General features: G+C 54.1%; 15 protein-coding genes. 7 read left to right on the top strand and 8 right to left on the bottom strand.

Features of this window, described 5'->3' with window-relative positions; all coding sequences use genetic code 11:
* Positions 1 to 46: 46 nt before the first annotated feature.
* Genes ccmI through KZZ06_RS18410 form a run of 3 tightly spaced genes read left to right on the top strand, consistent with a single transcriptional unit; the run spans position 47 to position 2,003 of the window.
* Positions 47 to 1,285 carry a c-type cytochrome biogenesis protein CcmI gene (gene ccmI / locus KZZ06_RS18420; protein ID WP_219581479.1) on the top strand — a complete coding sequence of 413 codons (1,239 nt, stop codon included), beginning with the start codon at positions 47 to 49 and terminating at the stop codon, positions 1,283 to 1,285.
* A complete protein-coding gene (ruvX, locus tag KZZ06_RS18415) occupies positions 1,282 to 1,767 on the top strand; it encodes a Holliday junction resolvase RuvX (protein ID WP_219581478.1) in 486 nt (161 codons plus the stop codon). The genes ccmI and ruvX overlap by 4 nt, the downstream gene beginning before the upstream one ends.
* The gene (locus KZZ06_RS18410; protein WP_219581477.1) at positions 1,764 to 2,003 is read left to right on the top strand and encodes a DUF1289 domain-containing protein; all 240 of its coding nucleotides are present in this window, start codon (positions 1,764 to 1,766) and stop codon (positions 2,001 to 2,003) included. Before ruvX ends, KZZ06_RS18410 begins: the two co-directional genes overlap by 4 nt.
* Before the next feature lie 5 nt (positions 2,004 to 2,008).
* On the opposite strand, the gene KZZ06_RS18405 is transcribed toward KZZ06_RS18410, so the two are convergent.
* The 5 genes from KZZ06_RS18405 to KZZ06_RS18385 all read right to left on the bottom strand — a co-directional run bounded on the left by KZZ06_RS18405 (position 2,009) and on the right by KZZ06_RS18385 (position 6,635).
* On the bottom strand, positions 2,009 to 2,212 hold the full coding sequence (locus KZZ06_RS18405) for a hypothetical protein (protein ID WP_219581567.1): 204 nt from the start codon (positions 2,210 to 2,212) through the stop codon (positions 2,009 to 2,011).
* Positions 2,213 to 2,419: 207 nt separating this feature from the next.
* Positions 2,420 to 3,241: a sulfite exporter TauE/SafE family protein gene (locus KZZ06_RS18400; RefSeq protein WP_219581476.1), complete on the bottom strand. Its 822-nt coding sequence runs from the start codon at positions 3,239 to 3,241 to the stop codon at positions 2,420 to 2,422.
* Positions 3,242 to 3,274: 33 nt separating this feature from the next.
* The gene (gene dusA, locus KZZ06_RS18395) at positions 3,275 to 4,294 is read right to left on the bottom strand and encodes a tRNA dihydrouridine(20/20a) synthase DusA (RefSeq protein ID WP_219581475.1); all 1,020 of its coding nucleotides are present in this window, start codon (positions 4,292 to 4,294) and stop codon (positions 3,275 to 3,277) included.
* 373 nt (positions 4,295 to 4,667) lie between these two features.
* Positions 4,668 to 6,047 (bottom strand): hypothetical protein, encoded by a 1,380-nt coding sequence (locus KZZ06_RS18390; RefSeq protein ID WP_219581474.1) that lies wholly within the window; start codon positions 6,045 to 6,047, stop codon positions 4,668 to 4,670.
* Positions 6,048 to 6,395: 348 nt separating this feature from the next.
* Positions 6,396 to 6,635, bottom strand: coding sequence for a hypothetical protein (locus tag KZZ06_RS18385; RefSeq protein WP_308340041.1), 240 nt, complete (start codon positions 6,633 to 6,635; stop codon positions 6,396 to 6,398).
* A 312-nt stretch (positions 6,636 to 6,947) separates the two neighbouring features.
* Here KZZ06_RS18385 and KZZ06_RS18380 point away from each other — a divergent pair, with 312 nt between their 5' ends.
* Together KZZ06_RS18380 and KZZ06_RS18375 are read left to right on the top strand one after the other, a co-directional pair.
* Positions 6,948 to 7,937: a Hint domain-containing protein gene (locus KZZ06_RS18380; RefSeq protein ID WP_219581472.1), complete on the top strand. Its 990-nt coding sequence runs from the start codon at positions 6,948 to 6,950 to the stop codon at positions 7,935 to 7,937.
* A gap of 402 nt (positions 7,938 to 8,339) precedes the next feature.
* On the top strand, positions 8,340 to 9,038 hold the full coding sequence (locus tag KZZ06_RS18375) for an aspartate/glutamate racemase family protein (RefSeq protein WP_219581471.1): 699 nt from the start codon (positions 8,340 to 8,342) through the stop codon (positions 9,036 to 9,038).
* A 580-nt stretch (positions 9,039 to 9,618) separates the two neighbouring features.
* Here KZZ06_RS18375 and KZZ06_RS18370 read toward each other — a convergent pair.
* Together KZZ06_RS18370 and KZZ06_RS18365 are read right to left on the bottom strand one after the other, a co-directional pair.
* Positions 9,619 to 10,704, bottom strand: coding sequence for a siderophore-interacting protein (locus KZZ06_RS18370; protein ID WP_219581470.1), 1,086 nt, complete (start codon positions 10,702 to 10,704; stop codon positions 9,619 to 9,621).
* Between the two features lie 439 nt (positions 10,705 to 11,143).
* Positions 11,144 to 11,872 carry a ChuX/HutX family heme-like substrate-binding protein gene (locus KZZ06_RS18365; protein ID WP_219581469.1) on the bottom strand — a complete coding sequence of 243 codons (729 nt, stop codon included), beginning with the start codon at positions 11,870 to 11,872 and terminating at the stop codon, positions 11,144 to 11,146.
* A gap of 48 nt (positions 11,873 to 11,920) precedes the next feature.
* Between KZZ06_RS18365 and KZZ06_RS18360 the strand changes: the two genes are divergently transcribed.
* A complete protein-coding gene (locus KZZ06_RS18360; RefSeq protein ID WP_219581468.1) occupies positions 11,921 to 14,473 on the top strand; it encodes a TonB-dependent hemoglobin/transferrin/lactoferrin family receptor in 2,553 nt (850 codons plus the stop codon).
* Between the two features lie 6 nt (positions 14,474 to 14,479).
* The gene (locus tag KZZ06_RS18355; protein WP_219581467.1) at positions 14,480 to 17,038 is read left to right on the top strand and encodes a ChaN family lipoprotein; all 2,559 of its coding nucleotides are present in this window, start codon (positions 14,480 to 14,482) and stop codon (positions 17,036 to 17,038) included.
* 556 nt (positions 17,039 to 17,594) lie between these two features.
* On the opposite strand, the gene KZZ06_RS18350 is transcribed toward KZZ06_RS18355, so the two are convergent.
* The coding region (locus KZZ06_RS18350; RefSeq protein ID WP_219581466.1) for an autotransporter outer membrane beta-barrel domain-containing protein at positions 17,595 to 17,804 on the bottom strand (210 nt) is incomplete at its 5' end.

The following is a 17,804-nucleotide window of genomic DNA, read 5'->3' as shown; positions in this document are numbered from 1 at the left end:
ACACGGTTTAGATGTGCGTCCGACTGAATGAATGGACCCGACCCACATGAATTTCTGGATCATCGCCGCCGCTGCTGCCACCCTTGTGACCGTTTTGCTGATCCGCGCCTTATGGCGCGGGGCCTCGGCAGAGACCCCGTCACGAGTTGAACAAGACCTGCAAGTTTACCGCGACCAACTGGCCGAGGTCGAACGCGAGGTCGCGCGGGGCGTTTTGTCAGCCGAGGATGCCGCCCGCGCCAAGACCGAAATCTCGCGCCGTATTCTGGCCGCCGACAAGAGCCGCACGGCGGATATGCAGGCCGGACGCGCGCCGTCGAAACCGCTGATGGCCGTGATCGCCGTGGCGCTGATCGGCGGCAGCTTGTTTATGTATGCGTCGCTGGGCGCACCGGGCTACGGCGATCTGTCGTTAAAAGACCGTATCGCCTTTGCCAAAAACCTGCGCGAAACCCGCCCCACTCAGGCCGATGCTGTTGCCGGCCTGCCAGAGACAACGGTGGGCGTGGAGCTGAGCGCCGAATATGAGGCATTGCTGACGCGGTTGCGCGAAACGGTTGCGACACGGCCCGACGATGTACAAGGCCAGACCTTGCTGGCGCAGAACGAGGCGCGGGTTGGCAATTTTGCCGCCGCCGCCGATGCGCAATCTGCGGTGGTGCGGCTGAAAGAGGCCGACGCATCGACCGAAGAGGTCGTGAATTACGCCGAGCTGCTGATTATGGCGGCAGGTGGATATGTCTCGCCCGAGGCCGAGGCAGTCTTGCGCGCCGTTTTGACCCGTGATGCCGAGAACGGGACCGCCAGCTATTACTGGGGCTTGATGCTGATACAGACCGGACGGCCCGATCAGGGCTTTCGGATTTGGGATGGGTTGCTGCGCCGTGGGCCTGCCGATGCGCCATGGATTGAACCGATATTGGGGCAAATCGAACCCGTCGCCGATCTGGCGGGGGTCGAATACACCATTCCTGACATTGGCCCCGGCATTGGCCAAGGTGCCCTGCCCGGCCCCTCGAAGGATGACATTGAGGCGGCTCAAGACATGACGCCCGCCGAGCGGATGGAGATGATCGGGTCTATGGTCGAAGGGCTGTCGGACCGTCTGGCGACCCAAGGTGGCCCGGTCGAGGATTGGGCGCGTCTGATATCCAGCCTTGGCGTATTGGGTCAGACTGACCGTGCCCAAGCGATTTATGACAACGCGGTTGAAGTCTTTGCCGATGACCCTGCGGCGACCGATATCATTGCGCGTGCAGGCGAAAAGGCGAATTTGGCGAAATGATCTATGAGGATATCACTGAGTTCGCCGCCGCCCTGCCCCCGATGCAGGCGCTGATCGGGTTGGACCTGGGTGAAAAAACCATTGGCGTTGCGGTCAGCGATAGCTTTCTGTCGATTGCGACCCCGCTGGAAACCGTGCGGCGCAAGAAATTCGGGGTTGATGCCGCGCGGCTGAGCGAGATCATCGCTGACCGGCGCATTGGCGGGCTGATCCTTGGCTTGCCGCGCAATATGGACGGATCAGAAGGCGCGCGCTGCCAATCGACCCGCGCCTTTGCGCGCAATTTCGACAGGCTGGGTGATATTCCTATCGGGTATTGGGATGAACGGCTTAGCACCGTTGCCGCCGAACGCGCCCTTCTCGAGGCGGATACGTCTCGTAAACGTCGTGCCGAGGTCATTGATCACGTGGCGGCAGGGTATATCTTGCAAGGTGTGTTGGATCGTTTGCGCGTGTTGCGCATGCAAGGGGGCGCAGCATGACAGACGAGGTCTGGAAGCGGGACGAGGTCGAAAGCCCCTGCGTCAAGCTGTGCGTTGTGCATCCCGAAACGCGGCTCTGTACAGGGTGCCTTAGGTCCATTGACGAGATCGGTGCATGGTCCCGCATGACGCCAGAAACACGGCGTCAGATCATGGCAGAGTTGCCGTCGCGTGCAGGCGCGCATTCAAAACGGCGCGGCGGTCGGGCCGCTAAATTGGCCAGGCAACAGGATTAAGTTCCTTACCGGGCGACGCGGTACAGAAAATCCAACAACAGATCGCTGGTTTGCGCGCCTTCACAGGCCGAGGGGCCATAGTTGTCATTTACAGGCATGGTGTGCCCTACCGCATGAAAGTGTTGCGCCGCTGCCCAATGGCCACACGCCGGCGTTTTGGGCCTGAACGCGATCACATTTGCGTCTTGGTTTTGAACTTTCGCTGTCATTGCACTGTCTCTCAATTCGATGCCACGCTGATTCTGTCGCGTGGTGTTAGTCTCGGAATTTCTCCTTCCGATTTGATTAACTAACCGCCGAGTTAAGGCAAGATTGCGGCAATACAGAGGTATTTACACGTAACTGCGAACCAATTCAGCGTTATTGTTTCGAATTGAGCACCGTGACCATGAATGATCGTGCCGAAATACGACCGATCACAAACCCAGCGATTTGCGTAACATGTTCAGTGCCACAAGGATCAGGAACACCGCGAACACCCGCTTAAGCGGTTTCGGGTCCATGGCATGTGCCAGCTTTACCCCCAGCGGCGCAGTAATGAGGGTCATCGCAATCACAATCGCAAAGGTGGGCAGATTTACCGCGCCAATGGTCCAGGGCGGGCTGTTTTCGGGGGACGCGACCAGCAAAAAGCCGATCACCGACGGCACCGCAATCAGAACACCAAAGCCGGCAGCAGTGGCAACGGCGCGGTGGATCGGCACGTTAAACAGGCTCATCAGCGGCACGCCAAAGCTGCCCCCGCCGATCCCCATCAGCACCGATAAAAAACCGACCGATGGCGACAGCGCTGCGCGCCGCATGCCTGTGGGCATCGCCTGCCCCAAACGCCACTCCGACCGGCCAAACGCCATATATAGCCCGACAACCAACGCCAGCCCGCCAAAAATCCCCTGCAACACCGATGTGCGCAGTTGGGCCACGGTCAGCATGCCAATGATCGCCCCGATCACAATGCCCGGTGCCCATGTTTTCAGGATGTCCCAATCAACTGCGCCCTTTTTATTGTGGCTGTGCACCGACCGCAGCGACGTCACAATAATCGTGGCAAGCGAGGTGGCCAGACACATCTGCATCAACTGTGGCCCGTCATAGCCAAGCGTTTGGAACGCATAGAAAAACGCCGGCACCAAGACGATACCGCCGCCCACACCCAAAAGCCCTGCCAGAACTCCTGCAAAGGCACCGATAAACAGGATTAGGACAATCATTTGAATTAAAAGTGACGTATCAGTCATGGCGTAGGGCTCCGTTTAGGGTCGCCCTTGGTGCTACACGGCTTTTTGCGCCTCTGCCAGCGTTTGCATGGCATCCAGCGCATCAATCAGAACCTGACGATCCGCCTGCGGACCGGATGCGTTTTCAGACAGCATGCGCCGCCAGATCCGCGCACCGGGCCGCCCCGCAAAAAGCCCCATCATATGGCGGGTGATCTGGTTCAGCCGACCACCGCCCGCGATATGCGCATCAATATAGGGCAGCATTTGCGCAACCGCCGCTTCGGCGGTGGTATCCTCGCCCTGGCCATAAATACGCCGGTCCGCCTGACACAAAATATCTGCCGGGCCGTGATAGGCACTGCGCCCGATCATCACGCCGTCCAAGCCACCGTCCAGAAACGTCTCGGCCTGGTCAAGCGATGTGATCCCCCCGTTCACCGAGATATGCAGGTTCGAGAACAGCCCCTTCATCCGGTGCACGATATCATAGTCCAAGGGCGGAATATCGCGGTTTTCCTTGGGGCTTAACCCCTTGAGCCATGCCTTGCGGGCGTGAATGGTCACACGTTCGCAACCCGCCCCCACGATATGCGCCAGAAATTCCGGCAGCACAGTCTCAGGGTCCTGATCGTCCACCCCGATGCGGCATTTCACGGTCACATCGACATCAACAGCCCTGCGCATCGCCGCCACGCATTTCGCAACCAAGGCCGGCTGCTCCATCAACACCGCACCAAAGCAGCCCGATTGCACGCGGTCTGACGGGCAGCCGACATTCAGGTTAATCTCATCATACCCCGCCTGCGCGCCCAACCGCGCGGCCTCGGCCAGCTCTGCCGGGTCCGACCCGCCCAGTTGAAGCGCCACCGGATGCTCTTGTGCGTTATGATCCAACAAATGCAACGCGCCGCCGCGCACCAACGCAGGCGACGTCACCATTTCAGTATAAAGCAACGTGTGCTTTGACATCAGCCGGTGCAGATAGCGGCAATGGCGATCCGTCCAGTCCATCATGGGTGCCACGGAGAGGCGTGCATTTCGGCTGAGGATATACTTATTCTTTTCAGACACTTACGAAACCCATGTGCTGTACGGCTGGCAATATGTGTAGATAGGGGGAAATTGGAGGGACGACAATAGGGGGGATGGGTGAGGTTTTGTTATGTCTTTGCATAGACACCACGGGCAAATAAAGGACATTCGCTGCACATGCAAAGCTGCGATCAATCGTTCTGGAAGAGGACATTAATTGCGGCACCGTGGCTGGCTTATTGCCAAATATAGCCAACATTTGAGGTCGGCAATTCCAGCAACTTGATTGACGGTATGGTCAAAGTACGATGAGCATTGGCATACAGTTTGCGGCCCTTCAGATTACATCCAGATATGTCAAAACTAGGAGCTATCTCACGATCGCCGGTAAGCGCTGGCGTCAGACAGCTCCTCAGTTACATGAAGCTCCAGGAACTTTATTCAAAGGGTCGCAACCGTTTTCTAGCTTGTTAAGCTCTGTTGTCAGGGCATCAATTTTTTCGTTGTAAAGAGCCACGACTTCAGTGTGATCCGCCGCGTTAGGAAGTTTTTCTATATATTGATCTCGCCAGTACTCATATTTATTTTTTTCAGCTGTGATTTTGGCTATCAACTGAGTTTTTTTCTCTTCATCAGTTATCAACCCAAGCTCTTGAATAAGAGCGCTTGAAAGCGTTGTTGTAACAGAATGTTCCTCAACAAACTTTGCCAAAAATACGGCTACTTGGCTGGCCTTCTCCGCTATTTCAACTGTCGATCGAATATTCAGTGGTTCTAGTTGTAGCCTGGATTTCTCATCAAAGTTTTTAGCCAAAAACTGTTTCGCTACGTAATCCGGCACCTCATAGGTTTGGGTCGTGAATTTTATCCATTCTTGCTGATTGATAATTGCGCCAACAAGCAAAGGGCCAAAACCATATTCTGTTTTTATCCCCCCTACAGTCTGCATGTCCTTGGATCGGGCTGCTTCAACATCGACAAAGTTGAAACTGTGTTGGATCAGCTGGGATGAGTTAGTTCCGGCAGTTTGTCCCGGTATGTCGATCGTAAGGTTTATCCCCACACTTCTTTTCTTTATAGCCGTCCCTTTGTCGACAAATCGAAAAACGCGAAAATAACGCGGAACGAACTGGACAGCTTTTCCGTCAGCAGAAAATTGCATTACAGCTTCAAACACCAACATGGGTTCATTTATGGTATTGTTCGGGCCGGTAGCTGCCAAACCTGCGGACTTTAGCCGCTTTAAAAGCTCGATCTTTGTCGGCCCCCAGTTTGGCCAATTTAGGGCTTGCCATTTCGACACTTTCAAAATTTCTTGCGATTGCACCTCGTGTCCTGAGGTGGGCACGGCTGAACTGTTCAACACGACAGTAAAGCATCGGAGATGGGGATTGAGTTTGATGCCAAACCTAAGCTCCTCATCGGTATCGCTACTAAGTTTGGCTACATACAATGACGAAGGAAATACGCTATCGTAGTCGAATGTCGAATCCGTTGCTTTTGCCTTGATGTAGTTCGATCCCTTTTCAAAAAGGTTTTCAATCACAGTCGTCGCCAAAGATGTAGCCAACACACTTGCTATCGCATTTTCCCTGTTGGCCGGCTTGTCCTTTTTCAACTCTCCTACTTCGAGCTCAAACATCTTGTCTTTTGCTATCGGGTAACCGGCTGTCGCAATACAACCGTCTGAAATCACAGTCGTTACATGCTGAGCAGAAGTAGACGTGGTCACTAAAAAACTTGCAAGTACTGCGGTCCCAATACCTAATAAAAAACTCTTATACAAAATCATTTTAAAGTTCCCCCAGTTTATACCTTCAAATTTGAGCTGAATGAATTGAGTGTACAATCGAAAAAATATAAAAAAATTGCGGAAAGTAGATCAAAACTCTACTCGTTTTTAGTTATTACTACATTAAAAAACGCATTATGTCCATTCTTCTGAAAAATAGCATGTAGCTTTTTTCCAAGCATCTCTTGAAGATGGTAGCCGAAGTACCGTTTCGTACGATGAACCGCGGCTTTATATAAGAGGTGCTGCATATTAGCTCAACGGCTGCTTTCCTCGAAGCTAACACAGCAGTGACATACTCGACGAACGACAGATTCAGGCTAGCCGTCCCTCGACCCACCCCGCCCCCTACTCAAAGAACGTCGCATTCCGACCGCCGACGACGATATCAAAGTCATAGGCCTCTTTCACATCCGCCGTCTGCGGGTCACGCGGTTTGCCGACGTTACGCTCAAACGCGTCGCCCATCAGTATTGCCATCGGATCACTGGCGTTGTTCGGCTCGTCCGGGAAATACATCTGGGTGATCAGCCGCGATGATCCGCGGCTGACGGACACATGGATATGCTTGGGCCGCCAGCCTCCGATATCTGGCCGCGCCAGATAGACACCCGGGCTGATCGCAAGATCAAGGCTTCAGGGCGACGTGTTTGTCGTGTTCCGGGCCAGCATCTATCCACGCAGCGGTCACTGACGAAAGGCCGAATTTTGCCCAAGCTTCAATGCGCGACCCGGAAACCAAGGGTTCTTCAATATTCGTGATGCGTGCATGCAAAACGCACTGTGTATTCGTCACCCGCTCTATGCTAACTCATCCTTGTGGGATTTGGTTCGATTCCAGTTAACGGCGACATCCGGGCTTTGCCGGGTTTCACGCGATAGAAAATGGAAGTGCCCGGAATGCCCGACTATACGTTTGCCATATACGAGTTTGCGGATCTGAGAGCCGTGTCCGGCTCGCCGCTGACAACAGGATCTACGAACGGTGCATCGGGCTCTTTTGTTGTTAGAAACACAGCTGTTCCAGTCTCGATCACTGTGAACGATAACGACCCGAACTTTGAAGACGGCTATGTAGACTATACTGGCGGAGCGCGTAGCCAGACACTGGTATCGAGCGTGGTCTTAAATGGCGTAACTTATCCCGCCGGGTCAACGATCGAGCTTGAGTTTAAGGTGTCGACCGATTCGGGTTTGACCTTTGACTATATCCGGATCAACAATGTGAACGTCGGGATTGGTGGCGTGACCCTGCCCCAGATGGGCACGACATATCGTATCACCGGTACAACGGACGGGCAGAACGACGCTTGGACGGACTTGGCCTGTTTCGTGCAGGGCACCTTGATCGAGACAAAGAATGGCCTGCGCGCGATCGAGGATTTGGTGGCAGGCGATCGTTTGCGGACACGAGATAACGGCTGGCAGCCGCTGCGCTGGATCGGCCATCGCAACCTGTCGCGCGCGGAACTGCAGGGCATGCCTGAACTTGCGCCAATCCGGTTTGAGGCTGGTTCCATCGGCAACAGCCGTGCTCTTTCTGTTTCGCCACAGCACCGCATTCTGGTGGAAGGCTGGCGCGCGCAGTTGAATTTCGGCACCGATAGTGTGCTGGTTCCTGCAAAATCGATGGTGAACGGGACGACAGTGCGTCAGGATACATCCGGGCAACCGGTGACCTATTACCACATTATGTTCGATGCCCATCAGATCGTCTTTTCCAACGGATGCCCGACCGAGAGTTTCCACCCCGGCGACGTCGGTTTGCGCGGTCTTGAAACAGCGGTGCGCGCAGAACTGGGGTATCTGTTCCCCGAGCTTGTCGGCCAATTCGGCGATACGGCACATCAGGTCATACGCGTTGCCGAAGCCCGCGCCATCAATTGGTAAATTTTCGCGCTACGGGTGGCCGCCGTCCTGATCACAGCCCGCCGGAAGGCTGGGCGCTCTACGGTGGGTGATGCGGCTCTCTGATCTTGGTTTCCCCGTCACGAGACGACAAGGCCGCAACGCGTGGTAGGTGCGGACGTCAGGCGGCCACGCTTCCGATCTGTTTCCAAAGCTCCGCCAGAATGGGCCGAAAGTCGTCATTGGCTACGTCCGGAACCAACGTCGGCTCAGTGGGACAAAGTGTGAGTTCGCTGCGGCTGCGCCAATGTCAGGTTCTGAGAACCGTTCAACAAACGGTTCTTTTTGGAGCGAACCTATTGAAGGTCTGTTCAGGCCTGTTTGTGTTACAGGAATCCTCTCACTACAACCTCGGTGGAAGAATTGTTGCTGTGGAGATTTAGAGTGCAAAAGATTGGATTAATCGGTGGTTTGAGTTGGGTTTCGACAGCAGAATACTACAAGCGACTGAATGAAATCACACAGGTTCTTGCAGGCGGTGTGTCATCTGCTCGTATCGTGCTGGAAAGCGTCAATCGACAAGATTACGTTTCTGCCGTCATCGACAGAGAAGACGAAGGTGCGGCCTGCCAGCAGATCGCGGATTCCGCGCGGGCTTTGGAGGCTGCGGGCGCAGACTTCATCGTGATAACCTGCAACGATGTTCATCGTTTCGTTCCCGAGATCGAGCCGATGCTCAAAATTCCGTTTCTGCACATCGCGTCGGTTACCGCTAATGCCATCACGGAAAAGGGTTTGAAAAGTGTAGCGATCCTCGGGGTGCGCAAGACCATGGAGGGCGACTTCTATTCCAAGATACTCGAAGAATACGGTATTCAGGCTGTGATACCAGACGGTACAGAACGGATGTTTATTCACGACAGCATCTACAATGAACTGGTCAAAAATGATTTTCGGGACATCACACGTGCCGGATATCAGGATGTTATCAGGGCTTTGGGTTTGAGAGGTGCAGATTGCGTGGCATTGGCCTGCACCGAAATTCCGTTGCTCATCAGCCCCGACCAGTCACCATTGCCCGCATTTTCTACTACCGAACTTCACTGTCAAGCGGCAGTTGAACAGGCGCTGACGAAAAGATAGTCCAATTTCCGCTTTGCCCCTGCACGGCGGCGATCCGAAAATGCCATTCAAAACCGAAGCCTTGGTCAAAGGTGTTGTTTTCTCTCTCGTATCAGGCCCAACTGGACCGAAGCTGCATATCTGGGCGTCTTGAAGAACAATAACGGAACATAAAGTTTAGCCGCCGTTCGCTGCGTCGAGCAAGAACTGGAAAGATGCGGGACAAAGCCGCCTTTTGCTGACGCAGCATTTCTTCGCAAGTGAAACGACTCATATTTTGCAGTGCAGCGAACGTCACCAAAGCGGCCATTGAGAGGGTCAAAATTGGGTATTCCCACACCGCCATTTTGCTGCGCGAGGGTCCAACTAATGGTCGCGGGACAAACTGCTATTCACAGCGTTTGCGCCAATGGCTGCTTTAGAACAGCGCGGCAACCTTGCAAGGCATTAAGGCTATCCGAGAAATCAAAAACAAGCACTCCGAACACGACAACCAGAAGGCCGAGGCGATATCTCTTTCATTCCCCAAATATTTGGTTTGGCGTCTTGAAATCAAAGTGGGGCGATGGAAAAAAGTCCCTTTTTCAATAGGTTTAGCCGGCTACTGATTTGATACTTTTTGCAATCCGTCCTCAGCGGATGATGCACTCCAGTACGAGAAGCACGAAGCTTCGTTTTTGGCAAGCCCATGTTCTTTCAAATATCTACGTGCTTCAGCAACCTCATCGCGTTCGGCTGCAACGTAGACAAAACGATCCTGATCAGGCAACTCAATTTGGCTAAGGATATTCGTAGGGTTTGTGTTTTCACCTCGTAGAACCCAATTCAAAGAAACGCCGTCAGGGTGTATCAGGTCTTGGGCATCCTTGGCGTCTGGAATGATGACCATTGCAAGGCCTTCAGCGTCCAAAGGCAGCCTTTCCAGCATTCTGGCAATGACAGGCATTGCTGTTTCATCACCAATTAGGCAATGCCACTTTGTTTCGTTTGTAGCACGACCACCGCCACCTGCGCCTGTGATGGCGATCTCGGTGCCAACAGCAAGATCACGCGTCCATTCTGTCACCCGACCACCATCATGTAAAAACACATCAAAAGCCAAACGGGCCGCACCATCGGCGCCAAGCTCGAATGATCGGGTGGTGTAAACGGGACGGTGCCAAGCGGACATGCCTCCACCGGGCCACGTCGTGACACCACCCGCATCGATCTCAGGCCACCCTGCTCCATCTGGCCCCAGCAGCAAACGGAAGTGTAACGATCCTTCCGTAAAACGTGCGAGGTCGGGACCGTCAATTACGATACGCGTATAGGAAGGGCTTATACGCTCCAAACTCGCAACTGTAGCTATACTCAGATTAGCGGGATGGCGACTGCTTGCGACGACGGCCTCCCATGTCACAGCAGTCTCCAGCTTCTCCATGCGCAGAGCAACCGCATCCCGCAGTTGCTGTAACATTGCAGGCGATTGTGCGGTCAGCTCCAGACTGGTTGTTTTACGATCTCCGGCAACCTTGAGCGAACCAGAGCCCAGACGCACAAGTACCCCGCCTTCTTCGCGTTCAATATTCAGGCCCGCCGATACAGCGAAGCTTTTGATCTTCCGAACTGCAATAATGAAAGGGACTTCGAGCATTGCATTGCTTTGATGATGCGCCATTTTCGTTTCCTTGGTAAGTATAGCCATATTGAATGTCGATTTCGCGATTGCTGCTTTTTTCTATCAAGACACCAGGACCGTGTTCGTAGGTGGAGTATTCGGTATCAAAGGCGTAGGAGTCTGATACGGGCCAACCACTCATATCGTTGCGGAGTCTTCTTGTACTGCGTCTAAAACGGTGACGTGCATGTCTGCGATCAAGACGTCGTTGAGCTTTCCGAGATCAAACACCTGATGCTCGGCGCGTCTGTGACCAAGGGCCGGAGCCGTGCCAGCAACCAAGACAAACAGGGGCACTATGCATGATTTGCAATTCTTGCTTATAATAAGTCCAGTATTCACCTCGGGCGGAGTCCCATTTTCAAACCAAGCCACAATGCCGATGGGGTGGGAGCACAATAGCCCTTTCACCTCACTTTAAGATCGCGCGCTGTGAAGCTATTGCGCCCGCACGACAGTGCAAAAATCAGGAAAGCCCTGGCGCTTGCACGGTTAAGCCGCACGGCAAACCCTCTGCATCAAGCGCGATTCGTTGCCCCGGCTCCTCTTTCCACGATGCGATGCCGCCCGCTTTTAGATGCAGGTGAAAGTCAGCGGTCATCACGTTAACAAAGCCCATTGCAGGTTTTACGGATTCAATCTGGCCACGCCAAACCTGCGTTAAGCTAGGAGTTTGTGCCGTGATCGTCGCCTCATCGCCAAGCGTGGCCAGTTGATTAAAGAGGACCATCGCCGCGTCCGTATCGGGGATCTCGGGTGCCGTTCCACGGTCAATAACAGGGCCCACGCGGTTGACTTTGACTTCCTCCTGCGGCCTGCTCGTGAAACCCGAAAGCGCCTGATCCATCGGCTCGGTGCCTTCCATTCCAACGATTGAGAACATCACTTCGCCAGCAGCGTCAGAGAATTTCAACGACGGGAAAACTTTGTCCCGCATCACCGAGCTGCGATCAATATGCATTTTTACAATCGCGCAGGGATCAACGACACTATCGTGACAAACCCCTGACAGGCGGATCCCGCCAGCAGCTTCCACGACCGTTTCAACTGGACCGATCCGTTCATGTGTCACCCCCCGTTCTGTCCGGGCAATGACCATTACCTTCCCCATATCGGGTAGCGTTTTTAGAACTGTCGCGACATCCACCCCTGTAATTTCATCAATCTCAATAACGTCGCGTTGTTGTTCAGCCATGTGACAATCCTTTCGATGGATCGAGGCGCAATAGCATTGCTCCAGAGCATGTCTCTGGTTGCCTCAACCGGTTTTCAATGGGAATGGCTCGCTACAAGCTGGCTTCTGGCGGGTCTCTTACAGGTCTCCACTGGCCCTAAATGCGGATGTCTTCAGCTGGGAGTCAAGAACCAATCAGGGCCCAAAAGCCACGCTAAACAATCTGCGCGCGAATACTTGACAAAAATAGTCGCCATTTCTAACAACACGCGAGTCTTTCGGGAATCGCCCGAAAACTGCCAGCACCCTGCCAGCAAATCCATAAACAACCAAAAGGCCGCTTTGGCCTTGCTGGGAGCGTATACTATGAATTTCCTATGCCGCACTGCGGTCCTATTGAGCACTGTTGCGGTCCCCGCCTTGCTCCCCCTAACCGCTTTGGCACAAGACGACGCGCCTGAAGAAGGTCACCTTGGCACGATCGTTCTGAGCACCGACCGACAAGGTGCGCAGGTTCGAGACATCCCTGCCAATGTTTCGGTTATTGATGAGGGCGAAATCGAAGCCCGCAATATTACGGACATGCATGAACTTACCCGCTACACCCCCGGCATCACGGTACAACGTCAAACCAGTTCGACGGACCCGTTCAACACCTTCGGCGGCTTCACAATTCGCGGTGTTGGCGGCAACCGTGTGCAGATGCAGGTGGATGGCTCGCGCGTACCGGAACGGATCATTGACGGCACCCGCGACTATCTTGATTTCAGCTTTACCAAACAGGTCGAAATCGTAAGAGGCCCGGCCTCTGTTCTATGGGGCTCTGATGCCCTCGGCGGGGTCGTAGCACTTCAAACGCTGGACCCTGAAGACGTGCTTCAAGGACGCGATCGCGGCGGCTCTATTCGCACGTCATACGATAGTGTGAATAACGGCACGGATGTTGAGCTGACTTTTGGTCAAAAGTTCACACCAAACTTAGAGCTTCTTATTGGACTTTCGCGCGAAACCTCGAACGAAACCGAGCTTTCGAATGCCCGCGATGATGGCGGCGCGTGGGGATGTCCGCGCAATGTCGATTGGGGTGCGACCACCTGTGGAGAGCTCGACCCTACCGACACAACATCAACCCGGGGTCTGGCCAAACTTGTCTGGACGCCAACTGACAGCCACCGATTTGAATTCTCGGCGGATATTCTGGATCGTGAAACGACTGTCGACCACCGCGTAACGCTAGGCCCTGTGGTTTCCGGCTTTACTGGATTGCCCACGGGCGAGATTATTCGCGGCTATGATCGCGAGTTGGAACTTAGCCGCAAGCGCTATGCGGTCGAGCATGAGTGGACCCCCGGCGGCAGTATTTTCGATAGCGTCAAGACTACTTTGGCCTACACGCCAAACTCCTACAGCCGAACAGGCACTGAATATTCCACCTCAGCGGCAGGGGATGAGATCGTTACATATGATAGCCTGGATTATACAGAGAAGTTTCTGGAATTCGACATTCAAGCGAATGGCAGCTTCCGGACCGGTAGCGCACTGCATGAGTTTGTTGTTGGGATTGACGCTGATGTGACGGACAGCGATTACGAGCGGATCGACCGGACTCATAATATAACGACTGGCGATAACACAGAACGGCGCGCAGGCGGGTTCAACTTCGCCAATGCAACGACGCGACGTACTGACATTTATTTGCAGGACAAAATTACCTTCGGTGGTGGTCAATTTGAACTGACACCGGGCCTGCGCTTTGCCACTTACAAAATCGACCCACGTCCGAACGCGGATTATCAAGCCGTTTTAGGAAGCGAACCTATTACGCGCAAAGACGAAAAGCTTTTGAAAAGCCTTGGCGCGACATACCGGTTTAACGATACTTATTCTGTATGGGCAAAATACGGCGAGGGCTTCAAGATGCCCACCGCACAACAACTGTACACCTCCTTACCCGGGTCGTTTTTTGAGTTGATCCCCGCACCCGGTTTGAAACCGGAAGAAGTCAAAAACATCGAACTGGGGTTCCGTGGCGAATATGATCGCGGGTTCTTCTCGGTCAACGCGTTCAAGGCTGACTACAGCAACTTTATTGAATCGTTCTATAATCCTCCCGGCACTATTTCTTACACATACCGCAACATTTCGACTGTTGAGGTTTGGGGCATAGAGGCTTCCGGTTCGTGGGCACTTAGTGATGCGTTGAACGGCACAATTTCTGCGTCGTATCAAAAGGGAACCCAAGAGGTTAACGAAACAAGTGGTGAGACACCGCACAATGTTTCCCCACTGACGGCAACGGTTGGGCTTTCATATGACATGCCTCAATACGACTTGCAGCTTGAGGCCATCGGGACATTCGCCGCCGGGATCAAAGATACGGCAAGCCCAACAGCATTCAAACCCGCGGGTTATGGCGTGTTAGACCTATATGCGACTTGGACGCCAACAAGAGTTGGCAAGTTCACTGTCGGTATCCAGAACGTATTTGATCGCCGCTATTTCAATGCATCAGCCGCCGGCTACGAAGCCACGGTGGCTAATAACGTGGCCGCTGGAAACCCCATAGAACTTCAGACTGGCACAGGTCGGAGCATTCAAGTCTCCTACCAGATGGAGTTTTAAGTCGCCATGCGTCGGGTCCTAAATCAAATAACCGGCCTCGCATGGCGAGCCATAAGTGGACCCGGCGCATGGAAGGGTATTGTTCTTTATCTTATAGTTCTATCTCTGCAATTCGTCGGCGTATGGATCTCGGTACGTTTCATCGCATGGTCCAAGGATTTCTATGATGCCATTGAAAACATGCAGGCTGACGTTGCTTTGGTCCAGATCGGCGTCTTTGGGGGTCTGACCGCGCTTTCGGCCGGAACTTACCTCGTTATGCGTTGGTTGCGCCAACAGTTGATGATGCACTGGCGCAGCCGCTTGACCGACTGTGCATTGGACGCGTGGATGAAAAACGGTGCCTATTGGCACTTGCGTCCCGGTCTTTCACCCAACGCGGTTGATAACCCTGATCAACGCGTGGCGGATGATTGTCGCAAATTTGTCGACCATCTGCTTGAGGAAACACTTGATCTAATCTCCAGCAGTGTGGCGCTCATATCCTATTGTGCGATCCTATGGTCCCTTTCCAGCTTTGCGTTGGAGTTCACCTTTATGGGGCGCGATATTTCAATTCCCCATTACATGTTCTGGCTGGCGTTTATCTATGTAGGTATTTCCAGCGTTGCCACGCATATGCTGGGCAAGCCGCTCAAATCCATCGTGTTCGCACAAGAGCGCCGTGAGGCTGATTTTCGCCACGCCTTGATCCAACTGCGCGAAACGGCAACCGAAGTCGCGCAGTCGCGTGGTGAGGCAGCAGAGCGGCGCAGGCTCGACGACAGGTTTTCCGCGATACAGGTGAATTGGCAACGGCTTCTGGGCCGTCAGTTCATCTTGGGCCTTTTCACCCGCCCCTATTTTCAAACTGTGCTGCGTATTCCAACCTTCTTCGCACTGCCCGCTTACTTCGCTGGTGCCGTAACCTTGGGCGGTATGATGCAGCTTGGGTCGGCATTCGGGCGCGTCACACAAACCCTTAGCTGGTTCATCTTTTCCTATCCCAAGCTGGCTGAATTTGTTGCAGTAACAGAACGACTTGACGGATTGTTCAAAGCTACAGAAGCGCCGGAACCGATGCCCGATGCCCCTCGCGAGATCGAGCGTGCAACATCACAAGAGGGTCAGATCGAATGGCATGCATTACAGCTTTGCGCACCTGACGGGCGCAGATTACACGCCATTCCTGATGCAACGATCAATCCCGGTGAACGCATCTGGATATCCGGTCCCTCTGGTCAGGGGAAAACAACGCTGCTTTCCGCGCTCTCGGGTCTCTGGCCCTACGGCGAGGGGCAGATCGCGACGCCTTCAACCAACATGCTTTTCCTGCCGCAAACGCCACGTGTATTTGCCGAAGGCATGGCCGCTGCCGCCTGCTATCCTGCCGATCCAAGCGCCTTTGCCCCCGCAGAGCTGCGCAAAGTGTTGACACGTCTTGGCCTTGAGCATCGTTTGCACGGGCTTGATAAACTTGGCACCGAAGGCACCGAGGGCCTTTCCATTGGAGAACGCCAACGGCTGGCGCTGGCACGCATTTTGATCCTGCGCCCCGACTGGATTGTGCTAGATGAAGCGACCAGTGCGTTGGACACAGACGCAGAAGCAGCACTTTGGGCGATCATCAGGTCAGAACTGCCAAATGCCGGCATTATCTGTGTAGCTCACAACGCCCCTGTCGCATTGCACCCCTATCGCATCATTAACGTCGGCGCGCCTGAGCCGGACACTGAAAGTGTTAACCGCATGAAAGACGAAAACATAGACCAAAGCGGATGGATCGATCCCGTCACAACCGGTTTTCTGGATGCGGAGCCGGTGATTTCGAATGCCGCCGCAGCGCCTGCGGTGTTGCTCGGTGAACAGCACGACAGAGCTGACAACCACCTGTGGCAGCTCCATGTAGCCAAACAAATCTTCGCCCTACGCCGCGACATGGTGATGGGCTTCGAGATGTTTCCGGCCCGCCTTGATCCCGTTCTTGCGGAATGGACGGCAGGTGAACTCACCGAAACTGAATTTCTGGAAAAATCGGAGTGGAACTCCGTTTGGAGATTCGAGGCAGAACTCTACATGCCGCTGTTCAGATTCTGCAGAGAAAACCGGATCACGATGATCGGCTTGAATTGCCGCCGCCCTCTTGTCAGCGAGGTCGGCGCGGATACGTGGGAAGGTGTTCCTGTCGACAAACGCGAAGGGCTAACCCCTGCCTTGCCCGCCACACCTGCCTACCGCGAATACCTTTTCGGAATTACGGGCGGGGCACGGGATGATCGCAAAGCCAAGTCGGCTGCGGATCCGAACTTTGACCGCTTTGTGCGCGCGCAACAGACATGGGACCGCGCATTTGCGTGCCGGATCGCAGACGTGGCACTTAAACCGAATGCTCCAATAGTTGTCGGCATTATCGGGCGAGGCCATCTGGAATATCGTCATGGGACGCCATTCCAGTTGGAAGATTTGGGCGTCAAAAATGCATGCGTTCTTTTGCCAGCCGATCAGGGCCAAATCGTGAGGCGAGGCATTGCTGATGCAATCTACCGCCTGCCTCTAGTAGATCACAGCGTCTCGCCTTTTATCTGAAACATGCCGCCCCAAATGTCTGGAAAATATCGAAGGCTTAGCAGGGTATTGACGGTTCAAGTTCAAGGCCAGTGCTTGAAGACAAAACCTGAATAGAATTGATACTAACTGCTTATTTGCTATCCGGTTTGATCCCAACACGGTGGATATGGTCCGATGCATATGCGAAGGTTTCTGCGTCAGCAACAGCTGCAGCTTCGCGAGTCCGTTTTGTCCGGCAACTTGATCCTTGGCTACTGCTTACTCGCCGCAAGATGTACGAATGGCTGGTTTTCTCGCCGCGTTGCGATACCGAAATTTTGGCAGTTGCAGTATTAAACTTGCTGCGCGCGCATGCAGCGAAGATTTGACACTTCTGCTTTGGGCTCAAACCGGTCATTCGCCGCAGGCTGCTCTAAGGTCCGCAAGCAGCAGCTTTTACAAAACTCGGAACCCTCGCGGTCGCAGCACATGCAAATCACGCACCGCGCTTCCGGGCGCCAGCCATCGAATGCCTGTTTTCCACAGGTACCATTCAGCCCCCGCTGAGCTGCCCGTTAAACATAGCAAGCCCCGATCAAAACGACCAGTTAAAGCCGAGCTGCAGGCTGTAGCTTTCATAGTCAGCGACACCGATGCCATCATAAAACGTATCCACGCTCAGTCGGGCCCCGTTTTCCATGGTGTAGTTCGCACCCATCTTCAGTCTTGCGCGGGTGCCGTCATAGGATGTGGCAACGCTGGCCGCATTGCCGGTACCGCGGGTGGATGATCCGATCGCAGCAAT

Origin of the sequence: Sulfitobacter sp. CW3 (genome assembly GCF_019392245.1) — a bacterium.
Classification (GTDB): Bacteria; Pseudomonadota; Alphaproteobacteria; order Rhodobacterales; family Rhodobacteraceae; genus Sulfitobacter.
This window is presented reverse-complemented; position numbering and strand designations above follow the sequence as displayed.

What these genes read in the sequence shown, in the direction of transcription:
- ccmI (WP_219581479.1), top strand. Translation starts at nt 47, where the DNA reads ATGAATTTCTGGATCATCGCCGCCGCTGCTGCCACCCTTGTGACCGTT.
- ruvX (WP_219581478.1), top strand. Translation starts at nt 1,282, where the DNA reads ATGATCTATGAGGATATCACTGAGTTCGCCGCCGCCCTGCCCCCGATG.
- KZZ06_RS18410 (WP_219581477.1), top strand. Translation starts at nt 1,764, where the DNA reads ATGACAGACGAGGTCTGGAAGCGGGACGAGGTCGAAAGCCCCTGCGTC.
- KZZ06_RS18405 (WP_219581567.1), bottom strand. Translation starts at nt 2,212, where the DNA reads ATGACAGCGAAAGTTCAAAACCAAGACGCAAATGTGATCGCGTTCAGG.
- KZZ06_RS18400 (WP_219581476.1), bottom strand. Translation starts at nt 3,241, where the DNA reads ATGACTGATACGTCACTTTTAATTCAAATGATTGTCCTAATCCTGTTT.
- KZZ06_RS18390 (WP_219581474.1), bottom strand. Translation starts at nt 6,047, where the DNA reads ATGATTTTGTATAAGAGTTTTTTATTAGGTATTGGGACCGCAGTACTT.
- KZZ06_RS18380 (WP_219581472.1), top strand. Translation starts at nt 6,948, where the DNA reads ATGCCCGACTATACGTTTGCCATATACGAGTTTGCGGATCTGAGAGCC.
- KZZ06_RS18370 (WP_219581470.1), bottom strand. Translation starts at nt 10,704, where the DNA reads ATGGCTATACTTACCAAGGAAACGAAAATGGCGCATCATCAAAGCAAT.
- KZZ06_RS18365 (WP_219581469.1), bottom strand. Translation starts at nt 11,872, where the DNA reads ATGGCTGAACAACAACGCGACGTTATTGAGATTGATGAAATTACAGGG.
- KZZ06_RS18360 (WP_219581468.1), top strand. Translation starts at nt 11,921, where the DNA reads ATGTCTCTGGTTGCCTCAACCGGTTTTCAATGGGAATGGCTCGCTACA.
- KZZ06_RS18355 (WP_219581467.1), top strand. Translation starts at nt 14,480, where the DNA reads ATGCGTCGGGTCCTAAATCAAATAACCGGCCTCGCATGGCGAGCCATA.